This window comes from Streptomyces niveus (assembly GCF_001723055.1).
Taxonomy (GTDB): Bacteria; Actinomycetota; Actinomycetes; order Streptomycetales; family Streptomycetaceae; genus Streptomyces; species Streptomyces niveus.
The window spans coordinates 23,389-38,949 of sequence record NZ_MDCR01000139.1 but is presented as its reverse complement, the minus strand read 5'-3'; the positions used below and the strand labels follow the sequence as shown (position 1 = coordinate 38,949).

The window sequence follows — 15,561 nt, the reverse complement described above, 5'->3', positions numbered from 1 at the left end:
CTAGATCAGTTCCTCCAGCTCGAACATGGGACGGGGGCGCGGGTACGAGGGGTCGAGCCGGGCGGTGCGCTCGACCCAGTGCCGGCGCCGCCGGAAGACGGGCGGTGCGAGGGGCGACCGCACGGACCGGGTGGTGCTCAGCTCCGTGTCGGTGGGCTCGCGCAGGACGACGTGACAGTTGGTGCCGCCGAAACCGAAGGCGCTCAGCCCGGCCCGGCGCACACCCTCCCGGCGTTGCCAGGGTTCGAGCCGGTCCTGCACGCGGAACGGGGAGGTCTCGAAGGCGAAGCGGGGGTTGGGGCGCTCACAGTGCAGGGTGGGTGGGAGCTGCCGGTGCCCCAGGGAGAGGACGATCTTCTGGAGTCCGGCCATGCCGGCCGCCATCAGCAGATGCCCCACGTTGGACTTGACGCTGCCGACCGCGCAGAATCCGCGTTCGTCGGTGCTTTCGGCGAACACGGCAGTCAGCGCCCGCAGTTCCATCGGATCACCGATCATGGTGCCGGTGCCGTGTGCCTCGACGTACGAGACGGAGGAAGCGCTCACTTCGGCGGCGCGCAGCGCCTCGCGCACCACGTCCTGTTGGGCTTCGGGGTTGGGGGTGGTCAGTCCCATGGTGCGGCCGTCGTTGTTCATCGCGGTGGACTCGATGACCGCGAGAACCCGGTCCCCGTCGGCGAGGGCCGCGTCGAGCGGTTTCACCAGGACGACTCCGACGCCCTCACCGGGGACGAATCCGTTGGCGGCGGCGTCGAAGACATGGCACGTACCGTCGGGCGAGAGCGCGCGGGCGGCGCTGAGCGAGAGGAACCGGGTCTCGTCGAGCAGCAGATCGGCACCGCCGACGAGGGCCATCTCGCACTCACCGAGCCGCAGTGCCTGGCGCGCGAGGTGGAGGCTGGACAGGGAGGACGAACAGGCCGTGTCCACCACGAGGTTGGGGCCGCGCAGGTCGTGCAGATGGGCCAGGTGGGCCGCGATGAAGTTCTGGTTGAGCCCGGTCGCGGTGGCCCGGCCGGGGACGGTGACGCGGGAGGCGTACCCGCTGCTCCCCGAGCCCACGTAGACGCCGATCCGGCGGCCCGCCAGCTCCTCGCCCCGGTACCCGGCGTCGGCCAGTGCCGATTCGGTCGTCTCCAGGACGAGCCGGGTCAGCGGGTCGATGTGTGCGGCGTCCGCCTCGGGAATGCCGAAGTACTCGGGGTCGAAGTCCTCGATGCCGTCCAGATAGCCGCCCCACTTGCCGACGCTCATTCCGGGGGTGTACTCGGGCGAGTAGAGCGAGGCCACGTCCCAGCGGCTGCGCGGCACTTCGCGGATGCCGGACCGGCCGTGTGCCAGCAGGTCCCAGTAGGCGTGGGTGTCGGGTGCTCCGGGGAACCTGCCTGCCATGCCGATGACCGCCAGTGGTGTCTCGGCCCGGGCTCCTCTAGGCACACCGGCACCCGGCGCCGGCACCGGGTCGGGTACAGGCGGGGCTTCCCCGTGGCCGCCGTTCGCTGTTCCGGGGCCGCCGGCCCAGCGGGCCACGGCCTCGGGGCGGGTGCTCGCCAGATGCCGGGCGAGACGCCGTACGGTCGGATGTTCAAGGACGGCCGACGGTTCGACCGCGGTACCGGTGACGGCTTCGAGCCGGACAACGATGCTCGCGATGAGGATCGAGTCGACGCCCAGATCGGCGAACGGCCGGTCGGCGCCGATCCGTTCAGGTGCCATCCCGAGGGTCTCCGCCAGGATGCCGGTGACATGACCGGAAAGACGCTCGACGAGCGCGGCGTGGGCCCCGTCGCCCGCCGTCTGCGGTGGTGAGTCCTGCAGCGAAGGGCGGCCCGCCGTCGGGGCACTCACCGGAGCCGGCCGCTCGTCCGGCCGGACCGCGACGGCGGTGAGGATCCCGTGGTCCGGCACGGCGAGAGCGGCGTCGAGCAGGGCGAGACCGTCCTCGGCGCCCATCGGCACCAGGCCCAGTTCGTCGTAGCGTGGGGTGGTCACCGCCCCCATGCCCACGCCGGACCAGCTTCCCCAGCCGATGGAGAGCCAGCGGGTGGCGCTCCCGCGTGCTCGGGCGGCGGCCGACGCGAAGTCGGCGTAGTCGTCCAGGGCCGCGTTGGCGGCGGCGTAGTCGGCGAGGCCGACGGCGAGGGCGGGCAGCCGCGCCGACACGGAGGAGTAGAGCACCACGAAGTCGGGTTCGTCGTCCCCCAGGGCACGTACCAAGGCCGCCAGTACGGGGCCCTTCGGTTCCCACGTGAGGTCGAACTCCTCCGCCTTCTTGTGCACGAAGGCGGGTGTGGACGACAGGGCTCCGGCACAGTGCAGGATTCCGGCGGGCCGGCCGAAGCGGGTGCGGACATCGTCCAGGAAGCCCTGGAGCCGGTCGGGGCCGCCGTGGTGGAGCAGCACCTGGGCGCCTGCGCGCTCCATACGGGTGATCGCGGCCGTACGGGCGCCCCACCACACGTCGGGGCCGGTGTCCTGCCATCGCTCTCTCGGCGGCAGTTCGCGGCGCCCGGTGAGGGCGATTCGCCGGGCACCACGCGCGACCAGCAGTTCGGCGGCGGCGAGCCCCAGGCCGCCGGTGCCGCCGGTGATGACGTAGGGGCGGTCGGCCGCCACCGGGAAGGCTCCGAGCCGTCCCTCGCCGGCCACGCGGGGCGGTGCGACCTCTTCGGCGACCAGGATCTCCCGGGTGCCGGCCGTCCAGCGGACCTCGGTTCCCGGGGTGGCGCCGGAGCCCTCGGAGACAGCCAGACCGAGGGTGCCCGACGTCCCCGGCGGGGGCGTGTCGTACGCGACGGTGACGGCGGTGACGGACCCGTACTCGGCACCGGCCGCCCGTACGAATCCGGCCATCCGGCCCGCCGTCAGCACCAGTTCACCGTCCGGCGAGCTCGTACGGGAGCCGGGTGTGCGCCGGACGTGGACCAGGGTCAGGGGGTGGTCGGCGGCCTTGGCCGCCAGCTCCTGGAGGAGGGCGACGCGGCCCGCGGTCCGCGGTGGCCGGCCGGGGCCGGCGAGAGCGTCGACCAGATCCACCACCATGGTGAAAGGACCGTGGGCGGACCGCGCCTCCGCGAGGGCGGTGAGGGTGCTCTCCCGGCCGCCGAGATCCGTCTCGACCGTACGGGCGCAGGGCAGCGGAAGCCTGGACGGGCCACGGAGGACAACCACGTCGCGGTCCGCGCCGGCGACCTCCTCAAGGAGGGTGGCATCGGCCTCCTCCGGCGCGAGAACCAGAAGTGTGCCGTGGCTGTGGGCGACGGGGCCGGGAACGGGCGGCTCCGCGCGCCGGACCTGGGCGAGCAGTCGCAGTGCCGGGTCGTCGCGGACGACGACGTGCTCGGAGCGTTCCGGCCAGAAGGGTGCGGTTCCGGTCGGGAGACCGGACGGCCCGTAGCGGGTCGAGTGGTCGAAGGGACGGACACACAGCGGCACGCGTCGCCGACCCGGTTCCCGGGGCCACTCCATGTCCTCGCCCGCCGCCCAGCGAGCGGCCCTCGCCGGGTCCGTGCCGATGGCTCCGGACCCGCTGCCGGTCGCGGTGTGCGGCAGGGGCACCGCGCCGCCCGCCAGGAAGGCGTCAAGAGCGGCCACGGCCTCCCCCGGGCCGGGAACGACCAGAGCGAGTCGTGCCGGCATCGGGTCGCGTGTCACCCGGGAGGTGTACGCGAGGTCGGCGAAGTCCCTTCGCGCGCACAGCAGTTCGTCCCGCAAGGCGCGGGCGTGGGCGCGCAGCCGGTCCTGGTCCGGCGCTGACAGCAGCAGCACGTGGGGCTCCCCCGGCGTCGTCCGGGACGGCCCCGGTGCGACGGCGGCCGGCGGCTCCTCCACCACGAGATGGGCGTTCGCGCCGCCGAACCCGAACGCGCTGAGTCCCGCGCGGAGCGGCAGGGGCGCGCCATCGGTGTCCACGGGCCGCCATTCGCGCGTCCGGTCCGGCAGCGCGAACGCGGTACCGTCCAGGCGAAGATGCGGGTTGGAGGTGTCCCCGACGGCGTTGGGCGGCAGTGTGCGGTGCTCGATGGCGAGCAGCACCTTGAGCAGCCCGGCGATTCCGGCCGCCGACTCCAGATGGCCGATGTTGGGTTTGACCGCGCCCAACTGGCACCAGGGGGCCTCGCCTTCGGCCGGCCGGCCGAAGGCCGCGGTCAGGCCGGCGATCTCGATGGGGTCACCGAGCCGGGTTCCGGTCCCGTGCGTCTCGACGTAGCTGATGGTGCGCGGATCGACGCCGGCACGGGCGAGGGCGGTGGTGACGACCTCGGCCTGCGCCTCGGGGCGCGGTGCGGTCAGTGAGTGCGCGCGTCCACCGTGAGCCACGGCGCTGCCGCGCAGGACGGCCCGGACCGGATCGCCGTCGGCGATCGCCCGGGACAGCGGCTTGAGGACGACGGCGCCGACGCCTTCGCCTCGGACGAATCCGTCGGCCCGCCCGTCGAAGGTCCAGCAGCGGCCGGTCTCCGACAGAAGCCCGGCCTGCCCCAGCGAGTCGAACCAGTCGGGGTCGAAGAGGGTGTTGACTCCCCCCGCTATCGCCAGGTCGCACTCCCCGGCCGCCAGCGCGCCGAGGGCACGGTGCAGCGCGGTGAGGGAGCTGGAGCACGCGGTGTCGACCACCTCGCTGGGGCCTCGCAGGTCCAGGAGGTAGGAGACGCGGTTGGCGATGACGCTCTGGACATGCCCGGTGATGCTTTGGGCGGCGATCCTCTCGTCTGCCCTGCGGAGCAGATCGGCGTAGTCGGACAGTGTGGCGCCCACGAACACACCGGTGCGGCTGCCCGCCAGGGAGGAGGGCCGGATCGCCGCGTCCTCCACGGCCTGCCACGCGGTTTCGAGGAACAGTCGCTGCTGGGGGTCCATCAGAGCGGCCTCGCGCGGTGAGAGGGCGAAGAACTCCGCGTCGAAGGCCAGCACATCCTCCAGGAAGCCGCCCCGGACGTCCGAGAGACCGAAGCGATCCGCAGGAGCGGGGCCGACGAGGTCGCGGCGCTCCAGCAGGTGCCGCCAGTAGGTGTCGAGATCGGGCGAGCCGGGCAGCCGTCCCGCCATCCCGATGACGGCGACGGGTTCCATGGCCGACGGAGTCCCCGACGGGGTCCCGGACGGCGGCACCGCGAGCGGGGCGGCCGGGAGCGTTGCGGGCCGTGTCTGTTCGGCGCCCGGCGGTACGACGACCGGCTGCCCCGACGTACGCGGTCCGGCATCGGCCCCCGCCCCGTCCGACGGCCCGGTGCCGGACAGCTCCGGAACGCGAGTGACGGTCTCCAGGAGCGCCGTGGTCAGGGCGTCGACGGTGGGGTGCTGGTAGAAGACCACCGGCGTCACCGCCACATCCAGCAGATCGTTCAGCCGGTTGGCGAAGTCGGTGAAGAGCAGGGAGTTGAAGCCGTAGTCGCCGAAGGCGGTCGTGTCGGTGAGCTGCCGTACGTCGACCTTGACGAGGTCGGCGGCCTCCTGGCGCAGCAGTTCCCGCAGTCGGGACTCGTGGTCACCGACACGGGTCGCGGCGCCGGTCGGCGGGGGAACAGATGGGCGGGCCAGTGCCGCCGCGATCCGGTCCTGGTCGCCGACAGCGACCAGGACGCGCGAGCTGTCCTGGCGCAGCGCGTTCTCCAGGGCGAGCAGCCCGGCGGGCGTTTCCAGTTGCCCGAACCCGGAAGTGGATCCGATGAGCCGGCGCACCGAGTCGGGCATCCGCATGCCCCCCTCGCGCCAGAGCGGCCAGGCGACCGAGACGGACCTGCCTGAGCGCTCTCCCCGCTCCACGAGCGAGCGGCGGTGCTCGGCGAAGGCGTCAAGGTAGCGGTTGGCGGCGCAGTACGCGGTCTGTCCGCCGTTGCCGAGAGTGCCGACGAACGACGACATCATCACGAAGAAGTCGAGAGGGTCGTCCGCCGTGGCGCTGTCGACGGCGACGGACCCGAAAGTCTTGGGCGCCAGCACGCTCCGAAGCTGCTCGCGGGTCTGTTCCCGGGCCGGAGCGTCGTGCAGGAGTCCGGCCGCGTGGACGACGCCGTGTACGGGCCCGAAGCGCCGCCGTGCGGAGGCGAGGGCGGCGGCGAGCGCGTCCGCGTCGGTCACGTCCGCCCGCAGAGTGTGCACGGCACCGCCGGAAGTCGCCTCGGTGTGGCACGCTTCGCCGGTGCCGTCCTCCTGCCCACCGGAGCGGCCCAGCCATGTCACCTTCGCCGCCCAGTGCTTCACCAGGTGGGCCGTCAGCAGCCGGCCGAGTCCGCCCGCGCCACCGGTGATCACATAGTGCGCGCCACGCCGCAGCGATGTGCCGCCGCTTCCCGGACCGGCCGCGGACCACGTTCGCACGAGACGGGCGCCGTCGGCGACACGGACTTCCCGGTCACCGGCGGCGACCTGGTCCAGGATCTCGGCGAGCGCGGGTTCCGGGGCGCCGGGATCGACCTCGACGCGTATCTGGCGGAAGCCCGGCGCCTCGTGCTCCAGTGCCCGGCCGAAGCCGGTGAACAGGGCGGCGGCCGGATCGGCCCGGTCGGGACGGGTGACGGTGACGTAGGTGCACGACCGGCCGTCCGCGAGAGCGGCCAGTGCGTCCAGGGTCTCCGAGGCACGATCCAGCGAGGCGGTCAGCGCGCCGCCGTCGTGTTCCAGGCCACGGCGGTCCACCACCACGATGTCGTACGGGCCGCCGCCGACGGCGGCGGCCAACTCCCGGGGATGCGCCACCTGGTGGGGGGCTCCGTCCGCCCACTCGGGCGGGCCGCCGACGACGAGCACGACGGCGCCGTCGGCGGGTACGGCGGTGGGGGCGGGAGCCGGTTCCCAGACCGGCGTGTACAGCGTGACGGAAGACTCGTCCCGCGACGGGGCGGCGGCCGGTGCCGTATCGGTGACGGGAAGCCAGTGACGCTGTCGCGCGAACGGGTAGCCGGGCAGCGAGACCCGCCGCCGTCCCGTGGACGGCAGGATCCGGCCGGGGTTCACCCGGGCGCCCTGGCTCCACAGCCGGCCGAGTTTCTCCAGTCCGCTTCGGTCTCCGTCCGCCACGAGAGTGCGCAGCATGTCGTCGGCCGGCTCGCCCCCGTCGAAGACGTCGCCGAGACGCCCGTCGTCGGCGCGGCCCCAGACCGCTCCGGGTGTGTGCCTGGCGGCTTCTTCCACCGTCCGGTCCGGCGCCGCCAGGCTCTCCAGCCGGTCCACCAGTTCAGCGGTGCCGGAGACCACCAGCGCGACCCGGACCGCGAGATGCTCGCGTCCTTCGCGCAGGGTGAACGCCGTGTCGGCGAGCGGCGGTTCGGAGTCGGCGGAGCGCAGTCGGCCGGCCAGCCGTGCGCAAATACGGCGCAGCGCCTCGTCGTCCCGCGCGGAAAGCAGGACGAGTTCGGGTCCCGTGATGCGCCGCGTCCGCGGCGGCGGGTCCGGTGCCTCCTCGATCACCAGATGGACGTTGACCCCGCCGGCGCCGAACGAGCTGAGACCGGCCCGCCGGCGTGCCCCGTCCGGCGGCGTCGGCCAGGGAGCTTTGTGCTGCTGGACCCGGAACGGCGTGGCCGCGAAGTCGATGTCGGGGTTGAGGCGTTCGGAGTGCAGCGAGGGCACCAGTGTGCGGTGACGCAGTTGGAGCAGGACCTTGGTGAGTCCGGCGACCGCGGCGGCGGCCTCGGTGTGCCCGATGTTCCCCTTGATGCTGCCGATCGGTATGTCCGACGACGGCGGCACTGCGGCGAAGGCACTGCCGAGCCCACGGATCTCTACAGGGTCTCCGAGTGGGGTTCCGGTGCCGTGTGCCTCGACATAGCCGATGGTGGACGGGTCGGCGTCGGCCCGCCGCAAGGTCCGTGCGATCAGGTCGGCCTGCGCCCGGGGGTTCGGGACGGTGAAGCCGTTGGTACGCCCGTCGCTGTTGGCGGACGCCGCTTTGACGACGCCGTACACGTGGTCGCCGTCGGCGAGCGCGTCCCGCAGCGGACGCAGCAGGACCACCCCCACGCCCTCACTGGTGACCATGCCGTCCGCCCCGTCCCCGAAGGGCCTGCACCGGCCGGTGGGCGAGATCATGCCGAGCTGTGCGTACTGGATACGGCGGGCCGGGTGCAGGATCAGGTTGACCCCGCCGGCGAGGGCGGCGGACACGGTCCCCGACCGGATGGCGTCGCAGGCGAGCTGGATGGCGACCCCGGAACCGGAACATGCGGTGTCCACGGCGATGCTGGGGCCGGTGAAATCCATGAAGTGCGAAACACGGTTGGCGAGTTGATACAGGTCGCTGTTCGGATAGCGGCTGTTGCCTTCGAGGGCGGCGTTCGCGCTGAGGACGGCGTAGTCGGGCCCCATCGAGGCGACGTAGACGCCCACGTCACGGCCGATTGAGGCCATCGTGTGACCGGCGTCCTCCAGGGCGTGGTGGGCGGCCTGGAGAAACAGGCGCTGCTGAGGGTCCATCGTCCGGGCCTCGCTGGGGGCGAGGTGGAAGAAAAGGGCGTCGAACTCGTCGATTCCGTCGAGCAGTCCGCCGGAGGAACTGTAGGTCCGGTCGGGGCCGCCTCGGGGGTCGACCGCGTCCAGGCCGCCCCAGCGTCCGGCCACGTCGTCCAGCGATTCAGCACCCGCCTTCAGGTTGTCCCACAGCCGGGTGATGTCCTCCGCACCCGGATAGCGGCCGGCGATGCCGACCACGGCGATGTCGTTGTTGTTGTCGTGCCGGTGTACGGAGTTGGCCCGCCCCGGCGTGGGTAGCGCGGATCTCGCCTCGGCCGGACGGGCGGCGTGGGGCTCCTTCGGCGCGGCTGGCCCCGAGTTCGGTGCGGGTACCAGCGCGCGGGACAGCGCGCCGAGAGTGGCATGTTCGAAGAACAGCGTCTTGGGCTGCCGGCCGAAGACCTTCTCCAGCGCCACGGTCGCGTCGACGATCTCCAGCGACTGGAGCCGGAGCGATTCCAGGGTGGTCTCCGGGGTCAGATCGGTGACAGGGACGCGTACGAGCCGTGACACGACCTCGCGCACGGCCTCGAACGGGTGCGGGAGTGCTTCGGCGGACGACTGCTCCCGTTCGGACGGCGGTGAGGAATCCGGGTCGGTGGACCCGTCGGTGACAGCACGGTGCAGGGCGGCGCCGTCGGTCAGCTCGCAGGCGAGTTCGGCGAGCGCCGTGCGCCGGGACGCTTCGTACGCCGGTGCGGTGGCCGTGGGAGTTACGGCACGGGCCGGGCCGTCCGGCAAGGCGCCCCGTGCGTCGGGTCGAAAGCGCAGCGCGGCGAGCCGGTCGAGCGGCGCTCGGTGCCTGCGGGTGCCGTCCTGCGCGTCGTCACCCTGGCCCATGGCATCGCGGAAGAAGTCCGCCGCGGGTGTGTTCCGGCCGGTCGGCCGGTGTCCGGCGGTCAGTTCCGCCGGTCCGGTGCCTGCCATGAGGGCGCGAGCCACCGACGCGAGAAAGGCGTGCTCCACGCCGCGGCCCAGAACACGACAGCTCAGCAGGAAGGTGTCGAGCACCACGGCGCCCGCCGATTCGCGGGTGACGGCCACGCCCACCAGTCCGTAGTCACCGAAGCGGTCGCGGACCTCGGCCACGCGGCAGCGGGCGCCCCCGGCCAGCAGGGCGCGCAGTTCGGCGAGCGTACGAGGATGAGGCGCGAGGTTGAACTGGTTTGTGCGTTGGGTGAGTTGGGCCGCGCGGGCCAGCTGTTCACCGGTGGCCTCGTGGACGTCGACCTCCAGGTCGAGTCCGTCGATGAAGGCGGCGAGCGATGTGGCGGAGCCCCGTGCCTCCTCCCGACGGCGCGATGCCCGGTACATGGCGGTGCGCCGCCGGTCCTCGTCGGTGACCTCGGCCCGGTCGAAGCTCCACAGCCGGGCGAGGAAGGCGGGCCACCGCGACTCGTCGGCGGGCAGAGTCAGGGCGAGCACGTCCGGCTGGGCCGCCTGGACCGCCGCCACCTCCACCGGGTTGTCGTCGAGGAAGACGAACGAGTCGATTCCCACGCGGAGTTCGTCGGCGAGCGCGCGAAGGTTGTCGGCCTTGGGGTTCCAGTCCACCCGTCGTGCGGCGATATGCTCCGGGCGCAGGGGCATGCCGGGGTGGTGAAGGAACACGTCGTCTATGTCCTCGGCGGTGTTCTTGCTGGCGAGGCAGACCAGTACTCCCTCGTCGTGTCGCTCGACGGCCCACCGCTGGAGCGCGAGGTGGGCGTCGGCGATCTCCACCCCGCCGGGACCGTCCTCACCGCAGACACCGCGCCACAGGGTGTTGTCGCAGTCCAGCACGAGAACCTTGTACGGCCGGCCGAGCAGCGCGTGGACCTGCCTGGCCACGGCGGTGGCCAGTACCGTGCACGCCTCGGGGGTGTAGGGGATGTGCGCCAGTTCCTCGCGCGCCGGATCGTGGTGGTCGGCCACCCAGTGTCCGTCCGCACGGTCGCCGACGCGCACCGCACGCACGCCCGGCACACCGTCGAGCGCATGGGTCAGGCGTTCTTCCATGGCCCTCAGAGCCTGGCCCCGGCGCTGAACGGCGGGCGGCGACCCGGGGAGGAGCAGGACGAGCAGGGGGACCGTGAAGCGAGCCGCCCCGGCACGGACGGCCTCCTCGAACTCGTCGGCGGTGCGCTCACCGTCGGGTCCCTCCGGCCAGTCCTCGACGCGCAGCAGTACGGCGTTGCACCCACGGGTGTTGGACGCGAAGATCCCGCCGGGGTCGAGGAGTTGCTGAAAGACCTGGCCGTAGGGGGCGGGGCGGACGGTGAGCCCGAGCCCGAGCCGCCCGCACCAGTGGGCCAGTGGGGCGTGGAGCGGATCGGTGGTGAAGGTGGCGGCCACCGCGAGCGCGGGACTGTCCGGCTCCCGGTCGACCGGGGCCGGTTCGTCCGCGGGCCCGTCCGGAGCGGGGGCTTCGGTGTCGTACGCCGCGCTTGTCTCCGGCCTCGGTCCTTCCGTGGTCGTGTCGGCGTGACGGCTGGATATCCGGGCGGGGCCGGGGCTGTTGTCGGCACTTTCGAACCGGGTCAGCAGGCCGACGGTGCCGAGGGGTACGCCCTCGGCGACACGAACCGCGACGGTCGCGGCGGCCCGCTCGACAGCGAGCGCGTCGTCGTCGGTGACACTGTCCCCGAACGCGGTGGCCAGGCGCGGAGGGCGGACGACGAGCGCGGCGAGATCGGGCCGGTCGACGGTCACCGCCTCGACCAGGCCCTCCACGGCCCGCTTGGCCGCCGTGTAGTGGGACAGGCCGCGCCGGGGCCGCTCGGCGTAGGCGGAGGACACGGCCACGACCAGCCCCCCTGCGGGAAGATCGGCGAGGAAAGCGGCGAGCGGCGCCTGGACCAGCCGCACGGCGGCGGCAAGGTGTTCCCCGGACCTGGTCACCGTGTCCGGGTGCGGATCCAGCGGCCTCACCGGTGGTGCGGCGTTGAGTACGAGGATGTCCGGTGCCCCGGTCGACCGGAGTACCTCTTCCCTTACCTCGCGGCAGCCCGGAGTGTCGCCCACGTCGGCCTGGTGGACATGGACACGGGCGCCGTCGTGGTCCAGTGCGTCGACCAGCGCCGCGGCCTCGGCCGCACTGTCCCGGTGGATCAGGTGAACGGTGGCGCCGGCCAGGGCGAATGCCTGCACGAGCGCGGCACCCAGGCCACGGCTGCCGCCGCACACCACGGCGGTACGGCCGGCGAGCGGCCGGGTCCGGAGGGTGTCCGGGCCGAGCAGATCGCGCAGCAGTCCGGTGTCCGGTGCGCCGAACTCACGCCGGGAGAAGGACCGTACCTCCACCGTGGCGGTGGTGTGTCCGGCGGTCACTTCGCCGGTCAGCCGCACCGCGCGGAAGCGGGTGTCGACATCGGCGAGGACCGCGCGCGCCGCGAACACGCCGCGGGCCGGGGCTTGTTCGAAGTCCGCGTCGATCCCGCCGACCAGTGCCGAGCGGCCGGGCACCTCCATACCGGCGAGCTGGCTCGCCCAGGCGAGGACGGCGGCGTGCTCGACCCCGACCCCGTGCCGCGCCAGTCCCGCCTCGTCCACAAGACGGGCGAGGGCAGGCCAGTCGGGCCGGTAGCGGGTGCCGAACTCCGTGCCGGGCACAAGGTCCTGGAGTACGCTGTCGGCCGCTCGCCGGACGAACCGTCTGCGCGTCGGCGCCGGCGGTGGACCGGACACGGCTCCGGGGGCGTAGCGGGCCTCGATCTCCAGCAGGACGCTTCCGCCGTCCGCGACCCTGAGAGTGGTCACCGGCGTGTCCGGCCCCCCGGTCTCCCCCGTGGCCGGCGTCTCCCAGGTATAGCGCTGGTCGGGGAAGACCGGCCCCAGAAACCGGGCCCGCAGCGAGACCAGGCACACGTCTGCGGCGACGGGGACCAGGGCCAGCGCCCGCAGTACGCAGAGCGCTCCATGCGCCACGGGCTGCCCGAAAGGGGTACGGCGGGCGTGCCCGTCGTCGACGTGCAGGGGGCTGGCGTCTCCCCCCGCTGCGGCGAAGGCACGGACGTCAGACCGGGTGACACGGAAGTCACCCGTCACGGCGGTGGGTTTCATGCCCGGTCGATCCTCCAGGTCCGGTGTGGCCGATTCGTCCGGTGTGGCCTTCTCGCGGTGCGGGCGTCGGCCACGGAGCGCGGCCGAGCCTCGACGTACGCCGTGATCCGTACGCCGTGATCCGTGGTCTGTCCGCCGTCAGCCGCCCGTCGTGACGGCGTTCCGAGCGGCGCTGATGCGCTGGGTGAGCCCGGTGAGGACGGTGCCCGGACCGATCTCGCGGAGGTCGGGATCGGGCAGCCTCAGCAGGTGGTGCACGGTGTCGGTCCAGCGCACCGGTGACCACAACTGGCGGCAGAGCAGGTCGCGTACGTCGTCGCCGTAAGGCAGCGCCGTCGCGTTGGCGATGACCGGGATCTTGAGCCGGCCGAACACGAACCCGCGCAGGTAGCGGTCGAACCGCTCGGCCACGGGCCGCATACGCCTGGAGTGGAAGGCACCGCTCACCGGAAGCGGAACGACGGTGCTCGCCCGCGCGGCCAGGGCTTTCGACACCTGGCGCACTTCCTCCGCGCCGCCCGAGACAACGATCTGGTCAGGTGCGTTGAGGTTGGCGAGGTCGACTTCCGGCGCCTCGGCGGCCAGTACGTCGCGTACGGCGGATTCATCCAGCCCGATCACCGCGGCCATCGCACCCGGACCGGCGTCGGCCATCAGCTCGGCCCGCCGGGCCACGATCTCCAGTCCGGTGCGGAAGTCGAAGGCACCCGCGGCGAAGAGAGCGGCGTACTCCCCCAGGCTGTGGCCGGCCACCGCGTCGGGGATCACGCCGACGCCGCGGACCGCGTCGATGTACGAGAGGGCGTCCACCACATAAATGGCGGGCTGGGTGAAGCGGGTGTCGGCCAGCCGCTCCGCGGGACCCTCCAGACAGAGGTCGGCGATCGAGTAGCCGAGCGCCGACTCGGCCTGGCGTACCAGGTTGGGGTAGGAGGCGAACAGTTCGGCTCCCATGCCGATCCGCTGGGAACCCTGTCCGGCGAAGAGATGGGCGACGGTCACGTTCGGCTCCTGTGGGGTGCGTTCCCGGTCAGGCCGGCCAGTTGCCGGGTCAGGACGTCGGCCGCGCCGCGCATCAGCCAGTCGGCCAGATCGTCCACGTGCCGAGCCCGCCAGTGCTCCCGGGAGGTGCCGCGCAGACGGGAGTTGAGGGCGCCGAGCGCGGGGCCGCAGTTGATCTGGTAGTCCACCTGGTGTTCCTCGGACCCGCTCATGGCGAGGCGGATCGACTGCACGAAGTACGCCTTGAAGACCAGCAGCATCTTGTGTTTCGGGTCCTGCTCGGCGCGGGCCAGCGAGCGGGGGTCGGCCTGCTCGTAATGGGCGCGTGTCTCCTCCCACACCTGCTCGAAACTCCGGCGGAAGTAGCGTCGCTGGAGCTGGTGGGCCGTGCGTTCGTCGAGATCTTCGAGGGAGTCGTGGCGGCGGTACAGCTCGTAGAGCCGGTTGGCGCGGGCCGGGTAGAACAGTCCTCGGCGCAGCACCTGGGCCCGTGCTCCGGTCTCCAGCATGTCGCCGGCCGGGACGACGGCCATGTCGTGGACCTCGGCCTGCTGGAGCATGTCCTTCACACGGTCGCTGGTGCCGCACTCGAAGGTGCACTGGTTGATACTGCCGGTGAGGACGAAGTCGGCACCGAGCACGAAGGCCGCGGCCACCGACTCCGGCACGCCGAGCCCGCCCGCGGCACCGACGCGGACCGGCGCCGCGGCCGGGAGGCGGGCCGCGGCCACGTTCCGCCGGTGGACCAGGTCGGGCAGGAGTACCACCAGTTGGCGCTGGTCGGTGTGGCCGCCCGAATCCGCCTCGGCGCACAGGTCGTCGGCGAGGGGGACACGTTCGGCGAGAGTGGCTTCTTCGGCGGTGACGACCCCCTCGGCCAGCAGTTCCTGGACGATCTCGCGGGGCGGGGGTTCGAGGAAGTAGCGGGCGACCTCGGGTCGGGACACCTTCGCCATCACCCGGTTGGGTATGTGGACGGTGCCGTCCCGCGCCGTACGCAGGCCGCTGATCCGGTATCGCACGAGTGGCCGGGTGGGGACGATGAACGACGCCGCCTCGACCCGCCGGACGCGGTGTGCCAGCAGAACCCGTACCTGCTCGTTCTCCTTGGCGGGGTTCTCGTGCGAGGCAAGGAGGTTGAGCCCCCAGGGCCCGTTCCCGATCTCGCGCTCGAAGCGCCCGACCGCGTCCGCCACCCGGTCCGCCCGCAGACCGCCGGTGCCGAAGTACGCGAGCAGCCCGGCCCGGCCCATCGTTACGACCATGTCCTCGGATGCCACCGCCTTGTACATCGAGCCGGCCGCGTAGGCGTAGCGCACCCCGTGATCGGCGCGGAAGGCCGCGCTGCCGAGCGCCCCGGCGTCGATGGCACTGCCGGGCCGGGGCGTCCGGCCGGCCTGAGCCAGTGTGGTGGTCATGGCTGCCCCCTCCTGCTTCCATACCGCTCGGATCACGTACGCGACCGGCCCGGTCGTCCGCGCGGACGCGGTCGGCCGGTTCGGGTCAGTCCGCGGACCGGGTGCCGCGCTTCTCGTAGCGGTCGAGGATGGCCGGCATCTCCGCACTGACGAAGCCCAGGAAGCGCTCCATGTTGGCCAGTCGGCGCAGCCGATCCTCGGGGGCGTTCTCGGCCCTGAGCCCGGCCAGCCCGTCCGCGGCGACGCGATGGAAGTCGGGGAACTCCGAGAAGATGCCGCGGACCTTGGGGCCCCAGCTGTTCTCCCGCAGCCGGACCGTGTAGTTCTCCTGGAGGGTGCCGGAGCGCTCGAAGACGCTGACCGGGTCGTTCTCCGGAGTGAGCTGGTCGACGATGCGGTCGATGGCCGCGCGGGGCGCACCCAGTGCCTTCTCGATGTCGGCGGCGGTCTGCTCCGGCGGCTCGCAGATCATCATCCAGCCGACGACCCGGCCGCGGTCGTGGGGCATGCCGTCGTTCTCGAAGTAGTACTGTGCGACCTTCTCGACGAACGCCTGCTCGCCGTCGGTCAGGGTGGTCGGTGGCGATTGCTCGGTCATGGAGCGGTCTCCTCGCGATATGTCCGGACGGTCTGTCTGTCGGCGGCTCAG

The 15,561-nt window shown here is 72.6% G+C and carries 4 protein-coding genes; all 4 read right to left on the bottom strand.

Going from position 1 to position 15,561, the window contains the following annotated elements:
* The 4 genes from BHU15_RS39290 to BHU15_RS17755 all read right to left on the bottom strand — a co-directional run bounded on the left by BHU15_RS39290 (position 1) and on the right by BHU15_RS17755 (position 15,510).
* Entirely contained in the window at positions 1-12,492 is a 12,492-nt protein-coding gene (locus BHU15_RS39290; protein ID WP_069628091.1) for an SDR family NAD(P)-dependent oxidoreductase, read from the bottom strand.
* Positions 12,493-12,630: 138 nt separating this feature from the next.
* Positions 12,631-13,494 (bottom strand): ACP S-malonyltransferase, encoded by an 864-nt coding sequence (gene fabD / locus BHU15_RS17765; RefSeq protein WP_079128211.1) that lies wholly within the window; start codon positions 13,492-13,494, stop codon positions 12,631-12,633.
* Positions 13,491-14,912 (bottom strand): PfaD family polyunsaturated fatty acid/polyketide biosynthesis protein, encoded by a 1,422-nt coding sequence (locus BHU15_RS17760; protein WP_069628090.1) that lies wholly within the window; start codon positions 14,910-14,912, stop codon positions 13,491-13,493. The genes fabD and BHU15_RS17760 overlap by 4 nt, the downstream gene beginning before the upstream one ends.
* Before the next feature lie 85 nt (positions 14,913-14,997).
* On the bottom strand, positions 14,998-15,510 hold the full coding sequence (locus BHU15_RS17755; protein WP_069628089.1) for a hypothetical protein: 513 nt from the start codon (positions 15,508-15,510) through the stop codon (positions 14,998-15,000).
* Between the last annotated feature and the right edge of the window lie 51 nt (positions 15,511-15,561).